Below are 25,318 nucleotides of genomic sequence, written 5' to 3'. Positions count from 1 at the left end.
AACAAAATAACGAATGAGGTGGGAATAACATGGAGTATTTACAATGGCGACATGTGTTTAAAATTGATCCGGCAAAGGATATTTCAGATGAGGATTTAGCGCTTGTGTGTGAATCGGGCACCGATGTGATTTTAGTAGGTGGTACAGATGGTATCACGTTAGACAATGTACTCGATATGTTAGTGCGTGTACGCCGTTTTTCGGTACCCGTGGCATTAGAAATCTCCAATGCAGAATGTGTGACACCAGGTTATGATTATTATTTTATTCCGTCTGTGTTAAATAGTGGCGATACGAAGTGGGTAAAAGATTTACACCATGAAGCGATTAAAGAGTATGGGGATATTATGGTTTGGGAAGAGCTTGTAGCGGAAGGATACTGCATCTTAAACCCAGATTGCAAAGTCGCACACGTAACAGATGCGAATACCGAGCTTTCAGAAGAGGATGTCATTGCGTATGCACGGATGGCGGAGAAGTATTTTAAGCTGCCGATTTTTTATATGGAATATAGCGGTGCTTACGGAGATCCACAATTAGTGAGTGCTGTGAAAGATGTACTCGAAGAAACAAAACTATTTTATGGCGGCGGGATCACATCCGAAGCGCAAGCAACAGAGATGGCGCGTGTAGCGGATACAGTCGTTGTCGGTAACATTATTTATGACGACTTAAAAGCCGCTTTGAAAACAGTTGAAGCAGTAAAGTCTGTTGTGTTATAACTAAAATAAGAACAAATGTTTGATTAAGGTGGTGCAGTATGGAACAAATCTCAAGAAATCTTCTTGTAGGGATGAATCCACAGCAACAAGAAGCAGTACAAACAACAGAAGGTCCTTTGCTTATTATGGCAGGGGCCGGCTCAGGGAAAACACGCGTGCTCACACATCGTATTGCTTATTTAGTCGTGGAGAAGGAAGTATACCCATCGAAAATTTTAGCGATTACGTTTACGAATAAAGCAGCGCGCGAAATGCGTGAACGAATTGATGGTATTTTAGGAAATGGTACGTGTGAAAGTATGTGGGTTTCTACATTCCACTCGATGTGTGTACGCATTTTACGTCGCAATATTGACCGACTTGGCTACTCGAAAAGTTTTTCCATTTTAGATTCAAGTGACCAACTCACAGTCGTGAAAAATTTATTAAAAGAATACAATATTGACCCGAAAAAATATGATCCACGGGCGATTTTAAATGTAATTAGTTCCGCTAAAAATGAATGCATGACAGTCGACGGCTTTAAAGCGAATATGAACGAAGGCAATCCATTTGAGCGCATCGTGGCACAGGTGTATGAAGGCTATACAAAGCGTTTAAAGCTCAACTCTTCATTAGATTTCGATGACTTAATTATGATGACGATTCGTCTATTCGAAGAAGCCCCAGATGTACTAGAATACTATCAAAATAAATTCCACTATATCCACGTGGATGAGTATCAAGATACCAATAAATCCCAATACCTACTTGTAAAACTATTAGCCCGCAAATTCCGAAATATTTGCGTTGTAGGGGATTCGGATCAGTCGATTTATCGCTGGCGCGGGGCAGATATCACGAATATTTTATCCTTTGAAAAAGACTATAAAGATGCAAAAGTCATTATGCTTGAGCAAAATTACCGCTCGACAAAGCGCATTTTACAGGCTGCTAACGATATTATCGAAAAAAATACAAGCCGCTATCCAAAACAATTGCGTACGGACAACCCTGAAGGCGAAAAAATTGTATATTACAAATCATATAACGAACAAGAAGAAGCACAATTTGTGGCGGGAACGATTCAACGCTTAATGGAAAAAGAAGGACGTAAGCCAGGCGATTTTGCCGTTCTTTATCGGACAAATGCACAATCACGTGTGATGGAGGAAGTGCTCGTTAAGTCGAATATGAGCTATCAAATCGTCGGTGGCACGAAATTCTATGACCGTAAAGAAATTAAAGACATCCTTGCTTACCTTCGTTTAATTGCTAACAATGACGATGATTTGTCACTGGCACGTATTATTAATGAACCGAAACGTAGTATTGGCGCAACATCGTTTGAAAAAATAGCACGCTATGCCATCGAGCAAGACCGTTCGATTTTCGATGCGATGCGTGAACTTGTATTTATCGGCTTAACCGGGAAAGCGGCTGCGTCTGCAGAGTATTTTTATGCGATGATTAGTGATTTAACAGCGCGCCAACAGGAACTAACGGTAACGGAGCTGGTAGAAGAAGTACTTGAACGAACTGGTTACCGTACGATGTTGAAAAATGAAAAGTCCATCGAAGCCGAAAGCCGTCTTGAAAATATCGAGGAATTTTTAACCGTGACACAAGCGTTTGAGGAGCGCAGTGAGGACCAATCACTGATCGCTTTCCTCACAGATTTAGCACTCATTGCAGACATCGATAAGATAGACGAGGAAGAATTGCAAAATGAAGGTGCCATTATTTTAATGACAATGCATGCTGCGAAAGGGCTTGAATTCCCAGTTGTTTTCATTATCGGGATGGAGGAAAATATTTTCCCGCATTCGCGAACATTAGAAGACCCTGAAGAAATGGAAGAAGAGCGTCGCCTTGCTTATGTCGGCACGACACGAGCAGAAGAGCGTCTGTATTTAACATGTGCACAGTCTCGTACGATTTTTGGGCGTTCAAGCTATAATGCCCCTTCACGGTTTATCAATGAAATTTCATCAGATATTGTAGAACATGTTTCAAAAGCGGGAAGTCGTACGCAAAGCGCAATGCCATTTGGCTCAAGCCGCAATAGTTACGACCGCGCACCATATGCACGTACACAAGGGAATGTACAAAAAACACCACCTGTTACACGTCCAAAGCCAACAGGTGCTGCTGCACTGGATTGGAAAATTGGCGATAAGGTAGCACATAAAGCCTTTGGTACAGGCATGGTTGTTGGCGTGAGTGGTGAAGGGGATGAATTAGAGTTAAAAGTAGCATTCCCGAACGCTGGTATTAAAAAATTACTGGCAAGTTTAGCGCCAATCACAAAGGCATAATGGAGGTATTATATGAACGAAATCGAACAGCGTATTGCGGAGTTAAATCAATTATTGCACGAGTATGGCCATGCCTATTACGTATTAGATAAGCCACTTGTGCCAGATACGACATATGATCAGCTACTACACGAGCTCATCGCATTAGAAGAAGCCAATCCAACCCTTATTTATCCTGATTCGCCCACGCAGCGTGTCGGTGGATCGGTGCTAGAGGGGTTCAAAAAAGTAACACATAATTATCCGATGCTCAGCCTCTCCAATGCATTTAATGAAGCAGATTTGCGCGACTTTGACCGTAAAATTCGTCAAGCAATCGGGGATAATTTTTCGTATGTATGCGAATTGAAAATTGACGGCTTAGCCATCTCCCTTCGCTACGAGGAAGGGCGTTTTGTACAAGGCGCAACACGCGGGGACGGGGTAGTCGGTGAAGACATTACTGCTAATTTAAAAACGATTCAGGCGATTCCCCTTCGTTTAAAAGAGCCTGTCACGATTGAAGTGCGCGGCGAAGCTTATATGCCAAAAAAATCGTTTGAACGTTTAAATGCAGCACGTGCTGAAAAAGGTGAAGAATTATTTGCGAATCCGCGTAATGCGGCAGCTGGTTCACTGCGTCAATTAGACCCTAAAGTTGCAGCAAGTCGTCATTTATCGACATTCATTTATTCGATAGGCGGAGACGGTGAAAGCTACGGCATCGACTCACATGGGGAAATGCTCGATTATTTAGAGCAATTAGGCTTACCATCCAATCGTGAGCGCCAAGCTTGTGCAACAATTGATGACGTCTTAGCGTTTATTAATAAGTGGACGGAAGCAAGACCAAATTTACCATATGAAATTGATGGCATTGTCATTAAAGTAAACCGCTTTGCCCATCAAGATGAACTAGGCTATACAGCGAAAAGTCCGCGCTGGGCGATCGCGTATAAATTCCCTGCCGAAGAAGTAACAACAAAATTAGTCGATATTGATTTAACAGTTGGTCGCACAGGGGTCATTACACCAACGGCCATTTTATCCCCTGTTCAAGTAGCAGGAACGACAGTGAGCCGTGCGTCGCTTCATAATGAAGACTTAATTCGTGAAAAAGACATCCGCATTGGCGATACGGTCATTATTCGAAAAGCAGGCGACATCATTCCAGAAGTAGTCGGTGTCATTTTAACCGAACGCCCAGCAGATGCAGTGCCGTATGAAATGCCGACAGAATGTATTGCTTGTGATAGTGAGCTCATTCGGATGGACGGTGAAGTCGCGCTACGCTGTGTCAATCCAGCCTGTCCAGCCCAAATAGCAGAAGGCATTAAACACTTTGTGTCACGAAATGCGATGAATGTCGATGGTTTAGGGGAAAAGGTTGTAGAACAGCTACTACGTGAAGGCTATATTACGAATGTGGCCGATCTTTATTTACTTCAAGTCGACCAGCTTGTGCAACTTGAGCGGATGGGAACAAAATCAGCGACAAACTTAGTCGAAGCACTAGAAAAATCAAAAGACAATTCATTAGAGCGTTTATTATTTGGCTTAGGCATTCGCCATGTAGGGGAAAAGGCGGCGAAAATTTTAGCCGCTGAATACGAAACGATGGATGCACTTATGAAAGCGGATGTAGTGGATTTAACAAACATTCACGAAATCGGCGATAAAATGGCCCAGTCAATCGTCTCCTATTTTGCCAATGAAGAAGTCCAACTATTAATGGCCCGCCTTAAAGATATCGGTGTCAATATGATGTATAAAGGGAAAAAGGTTGTCGTGGAGGCAGGCACGAACCCGTTTGCGGGGAAAACGATTGTCCTAACAGGGAAACTTGCCCAATTGACACGTAACGAAGCAAAGGCGAAAATAGAGGAGTTAGGCGGCACTGTAGCAGGCTCTGTAAGCAAGAAAACAGACTTGGTCATTGCGGGTGAAGATGCCGGCTCGAAACTTGAAAAAGCACAAAGCCTAGGTATTGAAATTTGGGATGAAAACCGTCTAATCGAAAATTTACAACAGTAAAGGGGTTTACCTATCATGAAGCGATTTCGCTGGATTTCAGCAATCGTAGCAGGCGCAATGCTAGCAGGCTGTACACCATCTATTAATCCAGATGAAGAAGTCGTACAGGAATCCGATCAAGCTGACGTTGAAACAACGATTATCCCAAACCTTCCATTAAGCGATCATTATTATAAAACATTAGTTCCATATAAAGAAAGTGCAAGCCGTGGGTTAGTGGTCTCTAATCTTTATACAAAGTACGATATGAATGAAGTGGAAACCGGGCTTATGCGCCTTTCGCAAAATGAATTTAATACAGATGATTACTATTTCCAAGAGGGACAATACCTTTCAGAAGAAACAGTACGTTACTGGTTAGCAAGGGAAAATCAAACGATGGATAAAGGACCTGAATACCGTGGCTTAAATCCGTCCAGTCTAGATGCGAGTGGCAATGAACTGGATGCCGTTGTCAAAGCCGAAAAAGCACCGGTTTATTTAGCCCATCTAGTTGAGCAAAACTATTTGAAAAAAACAGATGAAAATAAAGTAACGCTTGGCGGGATTTCAATTGGTCTAGCATTAAATTCAATTTATTATTATCAAAAAGAGCAATACGGTGAATACTATGAGCAAACGATTGATGAAAAACAGTTAGAGAAGGTTGGAAAAGAGCTGGCACAAGAAGTAGTCAATCGCTTACGTCAACGCTCAGAGCTCGCAGATGTGCCGATTTTTATCGGATTGTTTAAGCAGGAAGCACGTAATGCGATCGTGCCAGGCACATATTTTGCTTATAACGTAGCAGAGGCTAATTCATCGAAACTAGGAGACTGGACAAGTATTAATGAAAAATACGTGACATTCCCGATGTCTTCACCTCAAGACATTTACCGTGAAACGAATGATGACTTTCAAAAATTTAAACACGATATTGATAAATACTTCTCCAATTTTACAAGTGTAATTGGCACAGGATTCTATCAAAATAATGGATTAGTGAAATTGAATATTGAAGTACCGATTCAGTTTTATGGGACAACAGAAATTATTGGCTTTACGCAATATTTGACAGGCACGATGCTGAAGTATTTACCGAGGGATGTACAAACTACAGTAACGATTACATCATCAAACGGAGCGGAAGCGCTCATTAAAAAAGAAGCAAATGAGGATGAGCCGTTCGTTCATATTTATGATTAATGTGTCGACTAATTGCTCAAAGGAGTTGTCTCATAATCGTGTGAGATGACTCCTTTCGTGCTGTAGTATCACAAATTGACAATTATACGACAGACATTCGTTGTAGTTTGTGGAATTTTGAACAAAATTGTGATTTTTAAAATCAAAAATGGTATCATTATGGGCGTGGTTATCTGATTGAGCCTAACTTTATAAATAAAAGTAATACATGCTTCTGTAATGGAGGCAGTATGTGAAATATTCGCTAAAATAAGATATGTTCCTGGCTGATTTTTAGCGGATATGTTTTCTATATTTGGAGGTGTAAACATGGCAAAATTAACAAAAGAAGAAGTAAAGCACGTAGCGCATTTAGCACGACTAGCAATTACTGAGGAAGAAGCAGAAAAATTTGCTGAACAACTAGGAAAGATTACAGACTTTGCAGAGCAGCTAAATGAGCTAGATACGACAAACGTTGAACCAACATCACACGTGTTACCACTTGTTAACGTACTACGTGAAGACGTAGCTGGCAATGGTCTACCGCGTGAACAAATGATGTTAAACGTAAAAGAGCAAGAAGCTGGTCAAGTCAAAGTACCATCAATTTTAGACTAATCAATAGGAGGCGCACCGCATGACATTATTTGAGCGTTCAGCGAAAGAATTGCAAGAAAGCCTACATAACGGTGAACTAACAATCGCTGAGTTAACAAAAGAAGCATTCGACCGTGTAGAAACATTAGACGGCGATGTACAAGCGTTTTTAGCATTAAATAAAGAGCAAGCAACAGCGATAAGCAAAGAATTAGATCAAGTACCTTTTGAAGAGCGTGGACCACTTTTCGGTCTTCCTATCGGGGTAAAAGATAATATCGTAACAGAAGGCTTAGAAACAACATGTGCTTCTAAAATTTTAGAAGGCTTCATGCCAATTTACGATGCAACGGTTGTGAAAAAACTGCGCGAAGCAGGTATGGTGACAATCGGTAAATTAAACATGGACGAATTTGCGATGGGTTCTTCTAACGAAAACTCAGCATACAAAACAACAAAAAATCCTTGGCATTTAAACCACGTACCAGGCGGTTCTTCAGGTGCATCGGCAGCAGCTGTAGCAGCAGGTGAAGTACCATTCTCACTTGGTTCAGATACAGGTGGTTCAATCCGCCAACCAGCAGCATACTGCGGTGTTGTAGGGATGAAGCCTACATACGGTCGTGTATCTCGTTTTGGTTTAGTCGCATTCGCATCTTCACTGGACCAAATCGGACCAATTACACGCAATGTACGTGACAATGCTTTATTATTAGAAGCGATTTCTGGTGTGGATGAACACGACTCTACTTCAGCAAACGTACCAGTACCAAACTACGCAGCAGCGCTAAACGGCGACATTAAAGGTCTTCGTATCGCTGTACCAAAAGAATTCCTTGGCGAAGGCGTTGGCGAAGCAGCACGTCAGTCTGTGCTAGATGCATTAGAAGTATTAAAATCACTAGGTGCAACAGTAGAAGAAGTATCTCTTCCACACTCAAAATACGCACTAGCTGCTTACTACATTCTTTCATCTTCAGAAGCATCATCAAACCTTTCTCGCTTCGACGGTATCCGTTACGGCTTCCGTGCTGAAGGCGTGAAAAACTTAATGGAGCTTTACAAAGAAACACGTGCACAAGGCTTCGGTGATGAAGTAAAACGTCGTATCATGCTTGGTACATACTCTTTATCAGCAGGGACGTACGATGCATACTACAAAAAAGCACAACAAGTTCGTACATTAATCAAAGCAGATTACGACAAAGTATTTGAAAACTATGACGTGATTATTGGACCAACTGCGCCAACACCAGCATTCCAAATCGGTGAAAACGTAAATGATCCGTTAACAATGTACGCAAACGATATTTTAACAATTCCAATCAACTTAGCAGGTGTACCAGCGATTTCGATTCCATGTGGTTTCGAAAACGGTTTACCACTAGGCTTACAAATTATCGGTAAACACTTCGATGAAGAAACAATTTACCGTGCAGCATATGCTTATGAGCAAGCAACAGACTTCCATAAGCAAACTCCAGCTCTATGGGAGGGGAAATAATCATGAACTTTGAAACAGTCGTTGGTTTAGAAGTACACGTTGAGTTAAAAACAAACTCAAAAATCTTCTCATCTTCACCAAATCACTTTGGTGCTGAGCCAAATACAAACACAACAGTAATCGACCTTGGTTACCCAGGTGTATTACCTGTGTTAAATAAAAACGTTGTAGATTTCGCAATGAAAGCATCTCTTGCTTTAAACATGGAAATCGAGCAAGAAACAAAATTCGATCGTAAAAACTACTTCTATCCAGACAATCCGAAAGCATACCAAATTTCTCAATTTGATAAGCCAATCGGGAAAAACGGCTGGATTGAAATTGAAATTCCAGCTAAAGGTGAAACACCAGGCTACACAAAAAAAATCGGTATTACACGTCTTCACATGGAAGAAGATGCGGGTAAATTAACACATGGTGATGGCTATTCATTAGTAGACTTCAACCGTCAAGGGACACCACTTGTGGAGATCGTTTCAGAGCCAGACATCCGCACACCAGACGAAGCGTATGCATACCTTGAAAAACTAAAATCAATTATCCAATATACAGGCGTTTCTGACTGTAAAATGGAAGAAGGTTCTCTACGTTGTGACGCGAACATTTCTTTACGTCCTTATGGTCAAGAAGAGTTCGGTACAAAAACAGAGCTGAAAAACTTAAACTCATTCAACTTCGTACGTAGAGGCTTAGAGCACGAAGAAATCCGCCAAGCAGAAGTATTAATGGCTGGTGGTGTCATCGAGCAAGAAACACGTCGTTTTGATGAGAAAACAGGTAAAACAATCCTGATGCGTGTAAAAGAAGGAACAGACGATTACCGTTACTTCCCAGAGCCAGATTTAGTACGTCTTTCAATTTCGGATGAGTGGGTTGAACGTATTAAAGCGTCGATTCCAGAACTTCCAGATGCGCGTAAAGCACGCTACGAAGCAGAGCTTGGCTTAACAGCTTACGATGCAGCTGTACTTGTTATTAACAAAGAGATTTCTGATTTCTTCGATGCAATGGTAGTAGCTGGTGCAGATGCGAAACTTTCTGCTAACTGGTTAATGGGTGACGTTTCTGCTTACTTAAACGCAGAGCAAAAAGAAATTAGTGAAACAGCGCTTACGCCAGAAAACCTTGCAGGTATGGTGAAATTAATTTCTAATGGTACAATTTCTTCTAAAATTGCGAAGAAAGTATTCACGGAGTTAGTAACAAACGGTGGCGATGCTGCGAAAATCGTGAAAGAAAAAGGCTTAGTACAAATTTCTGATCCAGAAGTGATCCGTGGTTTCGTTACACAAGCGTTGGATAACGATGAAAAATCAGTAGCAGACTATAAAGACGGCAAAGAGCGTGCATTAAAAGCGCTTCTTGGTCAAATTATGAAAGCTTCCAAAGGTCAAGCAAACCCACAATTAACAAACGAGATTTTATTAGAAGAAATCAACAAACGCTAATGATGAAAGAACAGTGACGAGCAATCGTGACTGTTCTTTTTCTTTCGCTAAAAATGAAAGATTGTTTATAATGAATAACAGTAGGGGGGATTTCACGTGAAAACAGAACAACAATATTTTGAAGAAGCGAGATCGATTGCAAGTTATATGGACAATATGTCGCAATTCAAAGAACAAAGCATGGCGATTTATCAGCAATTTGACGTGCCAAATGACGATTTTATTCAGCGCTTAAAGGAAAAAAATCTGCACATTTTAACGATTACCGAAGATTGGTGCGGCGATGCGATGCTGAATAATCCAATTATCCGAAAAGTAGCAGAAGCAGCAGACATGGAGATGCGTACAGCTCTTCGTGATGCGGATACCGAGTTAATTGATCGTCATTTAACGAATGGTGGACGGGCGATTCCGATTTACTTATTGTTAAATGAAGCAGGGGACATTGTGGCGAAATGGGGGCCACGTGCACCTGAATTACAGCAGATGGTACAAGAGGCGCGAGCAGGTCTACCACAAAAGGATGACCCAACCTTTGAGGAAGCACAAAAGGATTTGTATAAAAATTTACTTCAGCAATATGCAAATGATGGCAAGCTTTGGTCGTATGTTTATGAGGATTTCAAAAAACAAGTGACAGCGGCATTAGTCTAGAAAATGTAAAATCCCCCCATTCACTATTTTCGGTGAATGGGGAATTACTTTAACGCCACTTTTTAATTTGCTCCTCTGCCCCATAAACAAAATGGTGAGGACGAACCTCGTGCATGCTTTCTCTTGCAGTCGTTTCTTCATGCTCATAGGGGATTCGCTGACGACGACTTTCGAATAGTGGATCTGGTTGAGGCACAGCTGATAATAATGATTGCGTATATGGATGAATCGGGCGATGGTAAATTTCCTCTGCAGGACCTAGCTCCACGATTTTTCCTCTATACATAACCGCAATTCGGTCGCTAATGTATTTCACCATCGACAGATCATGGGCAATAAATAAATACGTTAATTTCAGCTCCTTCTGAAGTTGCTTTAATAAATTAACGACTTGTGCTTGAATGGAGACATCTAGTGCTGAAATCGGCTCATCTGCAATAATAAAGCTAGGATTCAAGCTAAGCGCACGGGCAATTCCGATACGCTGCCGCTGCCCACCAGAAAACTCATGCGCATAACGATTCGCATGCTCACGATTTAACCCTACAGCCTCTAACAATGAAGCAATTTTGTTAGCCCGCTCTGCTTTATTTTTATACAGTCCATGAATATCAAATGCCTCGCCTATCACTTCACCTGCTGTCATACGAGGATTTAATGAGGCATAAGGGTCTTGAAAAATCATTTGCATGTCACGGTTAAACTGCCTTAATTCCTTTTTAGATTGAATGGCACTCACGTTTTTCCCCTTAAAAATAATTTCGCCGTCTGTCATATCATAAAGGCGAATAATGGAACGACCTGTTGTTGATTTACCACAACCCGATTCACCAACCAGTCCAAGTGTCTCTCCTTCATACACATCAAAGCTTATCCCATCCACCGCTTTAATCGGCTGTTTCTTTGTGCCGAAGTATAGCTTTAAGTTTTTTACCTCTAAAATTTTATTCGGCATCCTTTTTCGCCTCCTGCAAATAGCCCTCAATACGCCTAGCAACTAGAGGCGGTATTGGAATTTTCGGTGCCTTTGGATGTAATAACCATGTTTTAGCAAAATGCGTATCCGACACTTGAAACATCGGTGGCTCCTGTACATAATCAATGGCAAGTGCAAACTCATTCCGCGGAGCAAAGGCGTCTCCTTCCGGTGGATCAATCAAATTAGGAGGGGAGCCTGGAATGGCGCGTAATAGCTCATCTGAGGCATTATTTAAATCAGGCATGGAACCGAGTAAGCCCCACGTATAGGGATGCTGCGGATTGTAAAATATGTCATTTACGGTGCCGTACTCCACAATTTGCCCAGCATACATCACAGCGACGCGATCTGCTACGTTCGCCACAACGCCTAAATCATGTGTAATAAAAATAATCGACGTATGCTTCTTTTTTTGGATTTCCTTCATGAGTTCTAAAATTTGCGCTTGAATCGTCACATCTAGTGCCGTAGTTGGTTCATCGGCAATTAACAGTTTTGGGTCTGCTGCTAATGCAATCGCAATCACAACACGCTGGCGCATCCCACCACTTAGTTCATGTGGATACTGGCGAAAACGCTTTTCAGGGAGTGGAATGCCGACTTGTGATAATAATTCAATCGCTCGCATTTTCGCAGCACGACGCGAAATTTTTTGATGCTTTAATAGCACCTCTGTAATTTGACGACCGACACGCATTGTAGGATTTAGCGCGGTCATCGGATCCTGGAAAATCATCGCCATGTCTTTTCCACGAATTTTTGACATTTCCTTTTCCGTTAGTTGAACTAAGTTTCGCCCTTGAAACAGTATTTGACCACCTTTATACATCCCAGGAGGCTGTGGAATGAGCTTCATTAAGGCATTACTCGTGACACTTTTGCCAGAACCAGATTCTCCGACAATCGCAAGTGTTTCTCCTTCTTTTAGTTCAAAGTTAACACCGCGTACCGCCTGAACGATGCCGGCAAATGTTTTAAAATGGATGTGTAAGTCTTTTACTTCCAGTAGTTTATTCATTACAACTCCCCCTTTATTTTCGTAATTTCGGATCTAGTGCATCACGAAGACCGTCTCCAACGGCATTAAATGCAAAAATGGTTAACGAAATAAAGAAAGCAGGGAAGAATAACCGCCACGGTGCAGATAGTAAAGCTTTACTTCCTTCTGATGCCATCGTTCCCCAGCTTGCTTTTGGAAGACTAACACCTAAGCCTAAATAGCTTAAAAATGCCTCTGTAAAAATGGCAACAGGCACCGTTAAGGTCATTGTCACTAAAATGGCACCAAGCGCATTTGGAATTAAATGTCGTTTGATTAAATGCCATTTACCTGCACCTAAAGTACGCGAGGCCAATACATATTCTTGGTTTTTAATGGATAACACTTCACCGCGTACAATACGTGCCATATTGATCCAGCCTGTAATCGATAGCGCAATAATCATAGGAACTAACCCTGGCTCCATGATGACTAGTAAAATAATGACAACGAGTAAGTGAGGGACAGCGGTTAACACATCAGCAATACGCATCATCATATTATCGATACGCCCTCCAGCTAGACCTGCAATACTTCCCCATAAAACACCGATAATTAAATCGATAAAGGCAGCAGCTAAGCCTATAAATAAAGAAATGCGAGCCCCATACCAGACACGGACAAACATATCACGAGCTAAATCATCCGTACCGAACCAATGCGTAGCAGAAGGGGCACTATTATAAAGTCCTAATTGATCACTATATTTATAAGGAGAAAAAATAGGAACGAAAATAGCCATTAGCCCAATCAATATTAAAAAGATTAATCCTAAAATGGCGAGTTTATTTTGAGAAAAACGGAGCATGACTTCCTTCCAAAAGGACACCGATTTCTCAGAAAGCTTGTCAGCCTCATGAATGCGGCTACCAACAATGTGAAACATTTCTGGTGAAAAGTGATCGCTATCAGGATTGTGTTTAGCCATTATTTTTTCGCTCCCTTCAGTTTAATTCGGGGGTCGATTACGCTATATAAAATATCAATGATTAATACACAGAAAAGTAGAATGATGGAGTAAAAAACAGTGGTGCCCATAATGACCGTGTAATCACGATTCGTAATACTCGTAACAAAATGACGACCTAAACCGGGAATCGCAAAAATATGTTCGATGATAAAGCTTCCTGTAACGACAGCGGCAGTTAATGGTCCTAAATAGGTGACGACAGGTAATAAAGCGTTACGAAGTGTATGCTTGAAAACGGTGGCCCATTTGCCAATTCCCTTGGCACGTGCGAGCTTTACATAATCACTATGTTTATGTTCGAGCATGCTAGAACGAGTAAGCTTGGCGATAAACCCTGCCTGCGTGAGTGCAATCGCTGTGGCAGGTAAAATACTATACGTAAAACCTTTCCAACCACTTACAGGGAACAAATGAAGTTTAAAAGATAAATAGTATTGTAATAAACCTGCTAAAATAAAGGACGGAACAGAAATGCCTAAAATGGCAATAATCGTTGAAATATAATCAGGTAATTTATTGTGATAAAGTGCAGAAATAATGCCTAATAAAATCCCGAATGATATCGCGAGTAGCATCGCTTCAATACCAAGCATGAACGAAATAGGGAAGCTTTCGAAAATAATGTCATTTGTCGAACGACCTTTATATTTCATCGATTCACCAAAATCGAATGTCAGCGTGGAAATCAAATAATCTTTATATTGGATGTACCAAGGATTATCTAAACCGTATTTCGCATTTAACTTTTCTTCAATAGCGGGGGGAAAGTCACGTTCACTAGCAAAAGGACTACCAGGGGCTAATTTCATTAAAAAGAACGTCGCAGTAATAATTAAAAATAAGGCTAATAAAATATAAACGAGACGCTTCACAATATAATGTAGCATTTTATGACCTCCTCGTTATTTATTTTTATAACATAAGAAAGGCTGCCTGAACCGATTGCTCGATTATTCGCAGCCTTTCTGTATACTTCTGACACGTTAACTATTATTTTGTAATATCAACGTATTTTAAGTTAATATTGCCTAATACATCAGGCTTCATATTTTGTACATAATCTTGTTTTACATAAAGATTAGTATAGTAATAGATTGGTGCTACCGGTAATTCCGCCATGAAAATTTCTTCTGCTTGTAATAAAAGCTCTAAACGTTTGGCAGGGTCCGTTTCCGTTTTAGATTGAGTTAATAATTTTGTGTACTCAGGATTTTCCCAGCCCGTATCATTATTCCCGTTTTTAGCAGAGTCGTATTGCTCTAAAAATGTGTAGGCATCGTTGTAGTCCGCAATCCAACCTAAACGCCCAATTTGATAATCTAAATTCGTCAGCTTATCTAAATACACTTGCCACTCCGCATTATCTAACTTGACTTTAATGCCTAAGTTTTTCGACCAGCCCTCTTGAATGAATTGGGCAATCGCAGAGTGTGCTTCACTTGTATTGAAGGAAAGCGTGATTTCAAGTTCACTTGGATCAGATAAACCAAGCTCCTTTAAGCCTTCCGCTAAAGCAGCCTTTGCCCCTTCAATATCATTATCCTTGTAGTAACCGGCATCATCACCAAATCCTTCAACGGAATTTGGTACTAAGCCAAACGCCGGTACTTGCTCACCTTTTGTAATGTTTTTTAATAAGTTTGTACGGTCAATGGCTAGTGTTAGCGCTTTTCGGATATTTACGTTAGACATAACTTTATCTGTCGTATTGAACTTATACATATAGACGCCTGTATAGTCCACAATCTGTAATGCATCCTCAGATTTTAAACGCTCAATAGCATCTAAAGAAATCGCACCAAAAGAAGAACCTAAGAAATCAATTTCACCAGAATCAAACTTCGTAATTTGCGTTACTTCAGATTCAACCATTTCGATATTGACTGTGGATAACTTGACTGTTGCTGCGTCCCAATATTGCTCATTTTTCTTTAACATCATCGAACCACTATGCTGCCAGTCAGCTAATGTAAATGCACCGTTTGATACATAGCCTTCTGCTTCAGTATACCATTTTGAATTCGCTTCAGCAGTCGCTTTGTGAATAGGATAATACGTTTTGAAAGCAACTAATTCTAAGAAGTAAGGCGTCGGTGCTTCTAACGTAATTTCAATCGTTTTTGGATCAATGACGTTAATGCCAACATCTTCTGCTGTCCCTTGTTCTAAGTTATATGCTTCTGCCCCCTTAATCGGGTAAAGAATCGAGGCATATTCCGATGCGTTTTCAGGATTTAATGCAAACATCCAAGCATAGGCATAATCCTCAGCAGTGACGGGGTCACCATTTGACCATTTTGCGTCACGTAAAGTGAACGTATACGTCAATAAATCATCACTAACTTTGAAATCTTCCGCCCCTGTTAACTCAGGCTCACCATCAACGAGTGTAACTAATCCTTCAAATACATTTTGAAGAATTAACCCTGAAGTTGTATCTGTGGCTAGCTGTGGATGCAGGGATGGTGGTTCTGAAGCAACTAATAAGTTCAACTCTTTTTCGGCCGGTGCTTCTGTTGTTGTCCCATCATCTGTGTCCTTGTCTGTTGTCTCTTCTCCATCAGAGTTACAAGCAACAAGAATAGCAGCAAAGGTTAGTACCATAAACAACAGTAAAAACTTGTTCCATTTCATAGAATGCCCTCCTTAAATTTATAGTTGAATCAATTTTCAGAAAAAAGAATACGGATATATTCGAATTTCTAAAAAAGAGAATCTAGTTTGAAGAGTTTTTATAAAAATGGAAATTCAGTAGGGTATAAAAAATATTTAAAAATACCCATAATAGAAAATTGTATAGTATTAAAATTAATTGTATTACAGTAAAATTAAGATTATGAATAGAGTGCAACTTTTTTTGTAAAATATCGTAAATAGTATAAAGAAAATAAACTTGTGAGATGATGAAAATGAAAAGAGCTAGAATAATTTATAACCCTACATCTGGACGGGAAGCGTTTAAAAAACACTTGCCAGAAGTATTAGAAAAGCTAGAAGTAGCAGGCTATGAAACATCTTGTCATGCTACAACTGGTGAAGGTGATGCGACCAATGCAGCCAAAAGTGCAGTAGAACGTGGTTTTGATATCGTCATTGCTGTTGGTGGTGATGGAACATTAAATGAAGTCGTTGCAGGTATTAGCCAATGTGAGAATCGTCCAAAGGTTGGCCTTATTCCAATGGGGACGACAAATGACTTTGCGCGTGCTGTCCACATTCCACGCAAAATTGATGAGGCTGTCGACATTATACTGGCAGGCGACACGATTCCGGTGGATGTCGGTTTAATGAATAACGAAAAGTATTTTATTAATATCGCAGCAGGTGGTCGCTTAACAGAGCTGACATATGAAGTCACGAGTAAGATGAAAACGATTCTTGGACCGGTTGCCTATTACATTAAAGGCATTGAAATGATCCCGTCCATTAAAGCAACCCATATGCGTCTTGAGCTGGATGATGAGGTGTTCGATGGAAACAAGATGATGTTCTTATGTGCACTCACGAATTCAGTTGGTGGCTTTGAGCGTATTGCCCCTGATGCCTCGATTAATGATGGCTACTTTACAGTGATGGCTTTAGAGGAATGCTCATTACCGGAGTTTGGACGGATTATTACTCTTGCTGCGAGAGGGGAGCATTTAAATGATCCTCGCGTCATTTATCGTAAAGCAAAGCGTGTAAAAGTCACGACAAACGCAGAGATCCATTTAAATTTAGATGGTGAATACGGTGGCGATGCACCAGCCGAATTCGTCAACTTAAAACGCCATATCGAAGTGTTTGTACCAATCAATGAAATTCGCGACATTGATCGTGTCTAACAAAAAAGGCTTGTAAAACATCTATGTTTTGCAAGCTTTTTTGTCGTTGGACGGAGAGATCCGATTCAAAACAGGCGGCTGGAGTAAAATAATCGGTTATCCGAGCAAAAGACCGCTGTATCTGATCAAAACCAACGAAATCACTCCAATTGATTATAAAAATGCACTTTTTCAATGCGCATGCTACAATAGAAGAATTGAAATGAGGGGGCGAATTTTTATGAGCGCACCGGTAAAAAAGAATGACCGTGCAACAGTTTATATAGAAGATTTAACACACGATGGGAATGGTGTAGCGAAAGTCGATGGCTATCCGTTATTCATCCAAGGGGCACTGCCTCAAGAAACGGTAGAAGTGCATGTATTAAAAACATTAAAAAACTACGGCTTTGCCAAAGTAATCAACATAATTGAGCCATCGCCAGACCGAGTAGAAGCACCGTGCGAATACTTCAAGCAATGTGGCGGCTGCCAATTACAGCACCTCTCGTACGAAGGACAACTGAAATGGAAACAAAAGATGGTCGAAAACGTCATGAAACGCCTCGGCAAAATTGACGCAACCGTGCATCCAGTAAAGGGAATGGACAATCCTTGGAGTTACCGCAATAAAGCACAAATTCCATTTGCACAAGGAGAAGAAGCAGCGATTGCAGGCTTTTACAAAACAAAGTCCCATAACATTGTGGATATGGAACGTTGCCTGATTCAAACAGGAGAAGCCGATGCGATTTTAGCGGGACTTAAAAAAGAACTCGCAAAACTAGGCATCCAGCCGTACAATGAGGCATCACATAGTGGTCAACTACGTCATGTCGTGGTACGAAAAGGGCGTGCAACAAATGAAGTAATGGTCGTGCTTGTGACAAAATCACGTAAATTTCCGCAAAAAGAAGTGACAATCGAAGTGATTCAGCGTCTTGTACCAAATGTGACATCTATCGTTCAAAATATAAATGGCGAGAAAACAAATGTAATCTTTGGTGATACAACGATTACATTATGGGGCAAAGAGTCGATTGAAGATCGAATTGGTGATGTCCGTTTTGAAATTTCAGCCCGTTCGTTTTATCAAGTAAACCCTGAACAAACAGAAGTGCTATACAAGCAAGCACTTGACTATGCACAGCTAGAAGGCAATGAGCGTGTCATCGATGCTTACTGCGGGATCGGCTCTATCTCCCTATTTTTAGCGCAAAAAGCAGGCTTTGTCATGGGCGTTGAAATCGTTCCGCAAGCAATTGAGGATGCAAAACGCAACGCCGAACTCAATGGCTTTACGAATACGTATTTTGAAGCCGGCCCGGCTGAAGAAGTCATTCCACGCTGGTACAAGGAAGGCAAGGAAGCAGATGTCCTTGTAGTGGACCCACCACGTAAAGGCTGTGACGAGGCACTACTTAACACGATTATTGAGCAAAAACCAAAGCGTGTCGTCTACGTATCCTGCAATCCAGCCACACTAGCCCGCGACCTTCGCATTCTAGAAGACGGTGGCTACAAAACACAAGAAATTCAACCGGTCGATATGTTCCCGCATACGACGCACGTTGAATGCTGTGCGTGGCTCGAAATAGCTGACTAAACCTAATTTAAGTGTGTTTTTCGACGTATGCTTTGTTAGGATGATTCTTTGGTATACCTAACTTAATATTTGTTGAAACATAAAAAGCAGAAGGTTTAGAAGTGCGATAATGTACTTCTAAACCTTCTGCTTTTACTTTTATTACTTTGATGAAGCGAGCTAAAATTGATGGGGTATGAATGTAGAATAGAATCACCAGTTGGAAATAGAGCTTGGCTTTTCTACCTGTTCGGTGGCGGATATAATTTAATTGGAAATATTCTTTTAAGTAGGTATTCACGCGTTCAACGGCTGTACGTTCTTTGGACAATTTATACCATAATCAAAGAATCTAGATAGTGTAAGCTCTTGAAAAAATCGAGTTATGAAACTGATATATATGCAAAAAAAAGTAAAAATATAAATATATTGACTATATTTAAACGCTGTGGGACTATTGTAATTGTACAACCTATTAATGTATAAAAATAGTAAAAATGGAGGTATTTAGTTGAAAAGAGCGAAGATAATAACAAGTGCTGCCTTAATTGCTTATGCGATTACGCCAACTGCTTATGCGGAAAGTAATACTTCTTCATACAGCACAAAGTTTAAAGATGTTCAACAGTATAAAGAGGAAATTAGTTTTTTAGTTGAAAAAGGCTTAATCAATGGTTACTCTGACGGAACGTTTAAACCAAATAATAATATTACAAGATTACAAGCAATCACAATATTATTACGTGACATTAAACCAGATAACTCTAATATTCCTGATATCAAATATAAGGATGTAAAAAAAGGGGGCTATGGTTATGACTATATTGCTCAAGCAACTGCATTAGGCATTATGTCTGGGAAAACGGATGGAACATTTGATAGTGCGGGTAATTTGACTCGTGCGCAATTCGCGAAAATTTTAGTTGAAACATATAAAATTCCATTAAATAAAGAAAAAGAAATATCATTTATAGACGTTAATGATAATGATTGGTATTCAAGTTACGTGCGTATTTTAGCATCTCATGGAATTATTACAGGTTATGGAGACAAATCATTTAAACCGAATAATAATATTACGAGAGCACATTTCGCAGTAATGCTAAGTCGCTTCTTAAAAAATAAAACTACAATATTAAATGAAGGGAAAGAAGAAATCCCTGAACCAGTAGTACCTGTTCTGGATCCAAAACCGAATCCAACACCGAATCCAACACCGAATCCAACACCGAATCCAACACCGAATCCAACACCGAATCCAACACCGGATCCAACACCTAAACCAGATGTGGATACGGATGGCGATGGATTAACAGATGAAGAAGAAGCAATTCTTAAAACTGACGCGAAAAAGAAGGATACAGACGGTGACGGTTTAGATGATTACTTCGAATATACAAGTAGAATATATTCTCCAATTCTTGCAGATACAGATAATAGTGGTATAAACGATGGGTTAAAAGATGCAGATGAGGATGGTCTGACTAACTTGCAAGAAATTGAAAAAGGAACTAATCCATTTAATAAAGATACTGACGACGACTCATTGCTTGATGGAGAAGAAGTCGCAAATGGTACAAATCCATTAGCAGATGATACAGATAATGATGGTTTACTAGATTCAGAGGAAGATGGTGTTAATTTTAATCCTCTAACCCCTGATACAAATGGTAATGGTATTCTTGATGGTGATGAAATCATTGAAGTTGAAACAAGCCCAGGTACTTACTTAAAGGCCGAACCAACTTATCCAACTGTAACAATTAAAAGCGCAGCAAAAGATTCTACAACAACAGAAGTTCAACCAATTTCAACTTCCCATCCAGTACTAAATAACAGTATTCCAGGATTAATTGGAAATGCTTATTCTTTCAATACTGATATTGATTTTGAGACTGCTGAAATGAGATTTTATTATGATGAATCAGTCATAACTGAAGATTTTGAGCCAACGATTTATTATTATAACGAAGATAAAAAAGCGTTGGAAGAAGTGCCTAATCAAGTACACGATTCAGAAACGAATAGCGTTACTGTAGCCGTTGAACACTTTAGTGACTATGCACTTCTTGATAAGACTATATGGGAACGTGCTTGGGAAGAAGCGGTTGGTATACCAAAAATCGATGACGAAGGTAAGGTACAATTAAATAATGAAGTTGTTTTTGCAGTCGATTCATCAGGTAGTATGTCTTATAATGACCGCTATGATGTTCGTATCACAGCTTCTCAATCATTTGTGTCTAAAATGGGGGATAATGATAAAGGGGCAGTTGTTGATTTTGATGACCGTGCTAAATTACTTACATCAATGACAAATGATAAACAAGTATTACACGACGCTTTATTAAAAATTAATGATAGTGGTGGTACAAATTTGTCAGCTGGTTTTTCTCTTGCTCTTGAACAATATTCTGATGAAGAAGCAAATCGACTAATGATTTTCTTGACAGATGGCGATGGCGCATGGAATAGAGATCTTATTGATGTAGCTATTGAAAAAGATGTTACTGTCTTCACAGTAGGACTTGGTTCCAGTTACGATGCAACCAAATTAGTTGAAATGGCAGTAAATACAGGTGGACTCTATTTCCCTGCTCAAAATGCTAATGATCTTATTAAAATCTTAGATGCTGCAGCGGAAGATTCTGTTTTATTGACGAAAGATTCTGACGGAGATGGCATTCCTGATTATTATGAAACTAATGGACTCGTAACCGGGACTGGTAGTTACATTAAAACAGACCCAAATAATCCAGATACAGATGGCGATGGGATTTCAGATGGCGATGAAATCAAATTTGAGAAAGACCAGGATTATGTGACTCCTGAGTCAGATCCAAATAAAGCGGATTCTGACGGAGATGGTATTATAGATTCAGCCGAAAAACCTGGAGAAGCCCTTGTTTATAATGTAACAGATGAGGCATTGGTAGTATTAGCTGATTTAGCTTATATAGATGTTATGAAACATGCCAATTCAGAGGAGCAAGGAAAAGGTTTGGAGGATTTATCAAAGGATGTAGCACCGATACCGGTTTCTAAAACATCCATTCAAAATGCAATTCGTCTTGATAGTAAGGCGGGTTTAGTGAAAGATTGGGAAATTATTGGCTACGAGGTCGGAGAAATTAGCGGTCACTACGGTATTGTCTTCCGTCATTCTTATTCAAATGCTATTGTCATTGCAGAGCGAGGTACAGACGTACACAATATACAAGGTCAATTAACAGACGGGGCAAATACTGATTTGGATGTACTTGTCGATGGTGATAATCCACAACTTGATAATGCACTAACATTAACAAAAACAGCTATCTATAATAATTTATATAGTGATATTTATGTTACAGGGCATTCGTTGGGGGGCTTCAATGCACAAGTTATCTCATACCATCTTGTAAATAAAACTTTAACGAAAAACAATTTGCTTTCTTCTAAAAAATCTAAAGCTATTTATAAAGCAGTAGAGAACAACTATAAACGAACAGCTACTTTCAACGCTGCTCCGCTATTTAATAAAGACTCTTTACGTGAATTAGGAATCGAGATGGACGTATATTCAAGTCCTGAAATTCCAGAAGAAGAAATCGGTAAGGAAAAATATAAGGATTATATTACAAATTATCGTATAAGTTATGATTTACTTACAATTGCTGGTCAATATTTAAAAGCCGGTTATGTTGGTGAAACTGTTATGTTCAACTATCCAAGCGATAATACAAAAACAGTAAGTGATGCACCATTTAATGAGTTAAAAGAATTAATTGAAGAGTTCAAAAAAAGCGAATATACAGATAAAAAAGGAAATTACGAAGAGCCAATCATTAAAAATCGTGTAGGGCTTGCATTCTTCTTGGCGAAATTCTATGTTTGGGCACAAGACAATAAAAAAGAAGAATTTACAAAAACTTGGGATGCGTTATTTGGTGAACCTGGTGCAGCACATGCCATTTCCAAGTTTGATAATTACGAATTCTAATATATATGAAAAAAACAATTATTGTTATTAGTACACATGTCGTTGTACAAATTATAATTTATTGTATTTTAACTTATTATCATGTATGGGGATTTCTTTTCACACGAATAAAACCTGTTATGCCTGCTGTTAAAGATATGGTGTATATGCATAGCCCAAGTGTATTATTAAGCCTTTTAATTGCAGCCATCTTTATTAGTTTTTGGCGTAATACCAAGCGTTTGAATGTAATTTGCGTTATTGTTAATTTACTAGTTATTATATTTTATAGTGTTTTTATTTGGATGATGTATCAAAGTTAATTTTAATTTACCAATTAAACAATTCAATTGAAAACAAGAAAGGGGAGTTTTTTTTTGAAACGAATATTCATATCTACCTTAATTCCGGCGAGTTTGTTACTTAGTTCATCTATCTCAGCAGAATTGTCAGATGAAACAAATACAAATTTAATCCCAATGGAAGAGGTACATTCCGAAGAAGGCCAAACAGAAGTACCGGTATTAAAGGATGAATCAACATCAGACAAAACGGAATCTTCTGGATCGAAAATTGAAGAGAATGAGAAAGAGATTCTTTCATTTATAGAAGATCCGTCTTTAAGTATCTTAGTTAATGAGGATAAGGTGTCATTTGATCATGTCCCTGTTGTAGCGGGAGATTATACGCTAGTTCCATATGAACTAACATTTTTAATTTTAGGAGCAGAAATTAGTTGGGATGAAATTTCTCAAACCATTACTGCTACTAAAGATGATAAAAAATTAGAATTAACAATTTCATCTCAAACTGCAAAGATTAATGATGAAGAAGTAGAAATATTAGTTCCTGCAACCATAATAGATTCAGAAATTTTAGTACCGATTGAATGGTTAAGTGAGGTTTTTGAAGTTGCACTTTTAAAGAGTGAGAATACAATTAATATAGAGATATATTAATACAGATTGTCGACAAAAGGCCTTCAGAATGGTCTCATTCTGAAGGCCTTTTGTATTTTTAATATTTTTCGGGGTATTTTACAGTCTTATTTTAAGTAAAAGTACTCTTCGAGTATGCTAATTTAGACTATTTCTAGAGCTTGCCATGTCCAATTGGCAAGCTTTTTTAAATTCATGGCAGCAAAAGTAAGCATCGCTTGCATGGACAATTTTTTAATCCCACGTAGGGTTGTCCATCGCATACCATGCTTTTCTTTCGCATCAGCAAAGACCCGTTCAATCGTTTCTTTACGTCTCGCATATATTTGTTTGATATCGTTTTGATGACGAAGATGATCCGCTTCCTCTACATAATGTCCCCAAATATGACGTTCAATTATTTTTCGATGATCCTTACTATTAGTACATTGAGCCAGTAAAGGACAGGTTGCACATTGAGTTGGGTTTGATTTATATTGGCGTTTACCTTCTTTGGTCGTAGTCGAGTATTGAAGGACTTGCCCTTCCGGACAAAGGTAGCAGTCGTAGTACTCGTCGTATACATACTCATGTTTGCGTAAAAATCCTTCCTTTGTTTTCGGGCGTGTATAAGGCAGTGCCGGTTGAATATCTTGGTCGAATAAAAATTTAGTTATCGCAGGTGTTTTGTAAGCAGCATCAGCAGCTACAGCAAGTGGCTTTTTCACTTTTTCTATTATCTTTTCAACAAGTGGTTGAAGCATATGACTATCATGAACATTACCAGGTGTCACAATCGATCCGAGTATAAATCCATATCAATCGGCTGCTGCATGAAATGAGTAAGCAAACTGCTTAGTCCGTTCATCTTTTACATAGTAGCCACTTTCAGGGTCTGTCGTACTTTCTTTAATTTCCTTCATCTCTTCTTTTTCAAATTTATCTGGTGGGAATGGTTTCTTGCCATGATCAATCCGATCTTGATTCAATTCTTCTTGAAGTTTCGCTTCATATGCCCGAGTCTCTTTGCGTACCATTTTCTTTTCGAATTTACGTTTATTCGCACTCTCTTTGACATGAGTTGAATCGATGAAAATATGGTCAGCACTTAGTAAACCTTTATCAGCAATTTCTTTGAGTATGCGATAGAAAATCTGTTCAAAGATATCCGTATCTTGAAAACGACGTTCATAATTTTTACCGAAGGTAGAAAAGTGCGGTACTTCCGAATGAAATCCAAATCCTAAAAACCAACGATATGCCATGTTCGTTTCAATTTCTTTTATAGTTTGACGCATTGAACGAATGCCAAATACGTATTGAATAAATGTCATTTTGATTAATACAACTGGGTCTATACTAGGTCGACCAAGTGTAGAATACAGTGGTTCTACTAGTGGATAGATGAAAGAAAAATCAATGGCTGATTCAAGCTTTCTGACAAGATGGTCCTGTGGCACAAGTTGATCAATAGTGATCATCTCAAGTTGATCTCGTTCATGATTATGGTTTTTCGTCATCATATCTATCACCTCTAGTAGTAAGTGCTAATTTTATTTTCAAGAATATCTTTTAATTTTATTTTATAAAGAAAAAAGACTGTAGACAAACTCGAAATTTTCGAGTTTGTCTACAGTCTGAGGATGGGAACCAAGTTCCCAT

At 39.3% G+C, this 25,318-nt stretch carries 18 protein-coding genes and 1 pseudogene; 12 read left to right on the top strand and 7 right to left on the bottom strand.

All coding sequences use genetic code 11. The features are described 5' to 3' along the window. Nucleotides 1-29 precede the first annotated feature (29 nt). The 8 genes from AAGS61_RS17330 (at nt 30) to AAGS61_RS17295 (ending at nt 10,402) form a co-directional block, all read left to right on the top strand. Nucleotides 30-722 (top strand): heptaprenylglyceryl phosphate synthase, encoded by a 693-nt coding sequence (locus tag AAGS61_RS17330; protein WP_391374758.1) that lies wholly within the window; start codon nt 30-32, stop codon nt 720-722. 38 nt (nt 723-760) lie between these two features. Beyond that, the gene (gene pcrA, locus AAGS61_RS17325; protein ID WP_391374755.1) at nt 761-3,019 is read left to right on the top strand and encodes a DNA helicase PcrA; all 2,259 of its coding nucleotides are present in this window, start codon (nt 761-763) and stop codon (nt 3,017-3,019) included. 12 nt (nt 3,020-3,031) lie between these two features. Beyond that, nucleotides 3,032-5,032: an NAD-dependent DNA ligase LigA gene (gene ligA / locus AAGS61_RS17320; RefSeq protein ID WP_391374752.1), complete on the top strand. Its 2,001-nt coding sequence runs from the start codon at nt 3,032-3,034 to the stop codon at nt 5,030-5,032. Between the two features lie 15 nt (nt 5,033-5,047). Further along, entirely contained in the window at nt 5,048-6,217 is a 1,170-nt protein-coding gene (locus AAGS61_RS17315) for a CamS family sex pheromone protein (RefSeq protein WP_391374749.1), read from the top strand. Between the two features lie 309 nt (nt 6,218-6,526). Beyond that, nucleotides 6,527-6,817, top strand: a complete 291-nt coding sequence (gene gatC, locus AAGS61_RS17310) for an Asp-tRNA(Asn)/Glu-tRNA(Gln) amidotransferase subunit GatC (protein ID WP_391374746.1) — start codon at nt 6,527-6,529, stop codon at nt 6,815-6,817. A 19-nt stretch (nt 6,818-6,836) separates the two neighbouring features. Further along, nucleotides 6,837-8,300: an Asp-tRNA(Asn)/Glu-tRNA(Gln) amidotransferase subunit GatA gene (gene gatA, locus AAGS61_RS17305; RefSeq protein ID WP_391374743.1), complete on the top strand. Its 1,464-nt coding sequence runs from the start codon at nt 6,837-6,839 to the stop codon at nt 8,298-8,300. Between the two features lie 2 nt (nt 8,301-8,302). Then, on the top strand, nt 8,303-9,748 hold the full coding sequence (gene gatB / locus AAGS61_RS17300; protein ID WP_391374740.1) for an Asp-tRNA(Asn)/Glu-tRNA(Gln) amidotransferase subunit GatB: 1,446 nt from the start codon (nt 8,303-8,305) through the stop codon (nt 9,746-9,748). A 96-nt stretch (nt 9,749-9,844) separates the two neighbouring features. Continuing rightward, complete coding sequence (locus tag AAGS61_RS17295) at nt 9,845-10,402, top strand: thioredoxin family protein (protein ID WP_391374737.1); 558 nt, start codon at nt 9,845-9,847, stop codon at nt 10,400-10,402. A gap of 49 nt (nt 10,403-10,451) precedes the next feature. Here the strand turns inward: AAGS61_RS17295 and AAGS61_RS17290 are convergent, their stop codons facing one another. The 5 genes from AAGS61_RS17290 to AAGS61_RS17270 form a co-directional block, all read right to left on the bottom strand. After that, nucleotides 10,452-11,357 carry an ABC transporter ATP-binding protein gene (locus AAGS61_RS17290; protein WP_391374734.1) on the bottom strand — a complete coding sequence of 302 codons (906 nt, stop codon included), beginning with the start codon at nt 11,355-11,357 and terminating at the stop codon, nt 10,452-10,454. Then, nucleotides 11,347-12,399 (bottom strand): ABC transporter ATP-binding protein, encoded by a 1,053-nt coding sequence (locus AAGS61_RS17285; RefSeq protein ID WP_391374731.1) that lies wholly within the window; start codon nt 12,397-12,399, stop codon nt 11,347-11,349. Before AAGS61_RS17285 ends, AAGS61_RS17290 begins: the two co-directional genes overlap by 11 nt. Before the next feature lie 13 nt (nt 12,400-12,412). Beyond that, entirely contained in the window at nt 12,413-13,348 is a 936-nt protein-coding gene (locus tag AAGS61_RS17280) for an ABC transporter permease (RefSeq protein WP_391374728.1), read from the bottom strand. After that, on the bottom strand, nt 13,348-14,277 hold the full coding sequence (locus AAGS61_RS17275) for an ABC transporter permease (protein ID WP_391374724.1): 930 nt from the start codon (nt 14,275-14,277) through the stop codon (nt 13,348-13,350). The genes AAGS61_RS17280 and AAGS61_RS17275 overlap by 1 nt, the downstream gene beginning before the upstream one ends. Before the next feature lie 103 nt (nt 14,278-14,380). Further along, on the bottom strand, nt 14,381-16,024 hold the full coding sequence (locus AAGS61_RS17270) for a peptide ABC transporter substrate-binding protein (RefSeq protein ID WP_391374721.1): 1,644 nt from the start codon (nt 16,022-16,024) through the stop codon (nt 14,381-14,383). Between the two features lie 275 nt (nt 16,025-16,299). On the opposite strand from AAGS61_RS17270, the gene AAGS61_RS17265 reads away from it, so the two are divergent. Together AAGS61_RS17265 and rlmD are read left to right on the top strand one after the other, a co-directional pair. Continuing rightward, complete coding sequence (locus tag AAGS61_RS17265; protein ID WP_391374719.1) at nt 16,300-17,214, top strand: diacylglycerol kinase; 915 nt, start codon at nt 16,300-16,302, stop codon at nt 17,212-17,214. 220 nt (nt 17,215-17,434) lie between these two features. After that, entirely contained in the window at nt 17,435-18,799 is a 1,365-nt protein-coding gene (rlmD, locus tag AAGS61_RS17260) for a 23S rRNA (uracil(1939)-C(5))-methyltransferase RlmD (protein WP_391374716.1), read from the top strand. Between the two features lie 7 nt (nt 18,800-18,806). Here the strand turns inward: rlmD and AAGS61_RS17255 are convergent, their stop codons facing one another. After that, nucleotides 18,807-19,109 (bottom strand): hypothetical protein, encoded by a 303-nt coding sequence (locus AAGS61_RS17255; RefSeq protein WP_391374820.1) that lies wholly within the window; start codon nt 19,107-19,109, stop codon nt 18,807-18,809. Nucleotides 19,110-19,289: 180 nt separating this feature from the next. Between AAGS61_RS17255 and AAGS61_RS17250 the strand changes: the two genes are divergently transcribed. Both AAGS61_RS17250 and AAGS61_RS17245 read left to right on the top strand, forming a co-directional pair. After that, nucleotides 19,290-22,760, top strand: coding sequence for an S-layer homology domain-containing protein (locus AAGS61_RS17250; protein ID WP_391374713.1), 3,471 nt, complete (start codon nt 19,290-19,292; stop codon nt 22,758-22,760). Between the two features lie 356 nt (nt 22,761-23,116). Further along, nucleotides 23,117-23,698, top strand: coding sequence for a stalk domain-containing protein (locus AAGS61_RS17245; protein WP_391374710.1), 582 nt, complete (start codon nt 23,117-23,119; stop codon nt 23,696-23,698). 122 nt (nt 23,699-23,820) lie between these two features. Here AAGS61_RS17245 and AAGS61_RS17240 read toward each other — a convergent pair. Beyond that, nucleotides 23,821-25,179 (bottom strand): annotated as a pseudogene (locus AAGS61_RS17240) (IS1182 family transposase). Nucleotides 25,180-25,318 lie beyond the last annotated feature (139 nt).

The organism is Lysinibacillus sp. KU-BSD001, assembly GCF_042920265.1.
GTDB lineage: Bacteria > Bacillota > Bacilli > Bacillales_A > Planococcaceae > Lysinibacillus_B.
The sequence above is the reverse complement of the archived record's forward strand: the minus strand, read 5'-3'. Positions and strand labels throughout refer to the sequence as shown.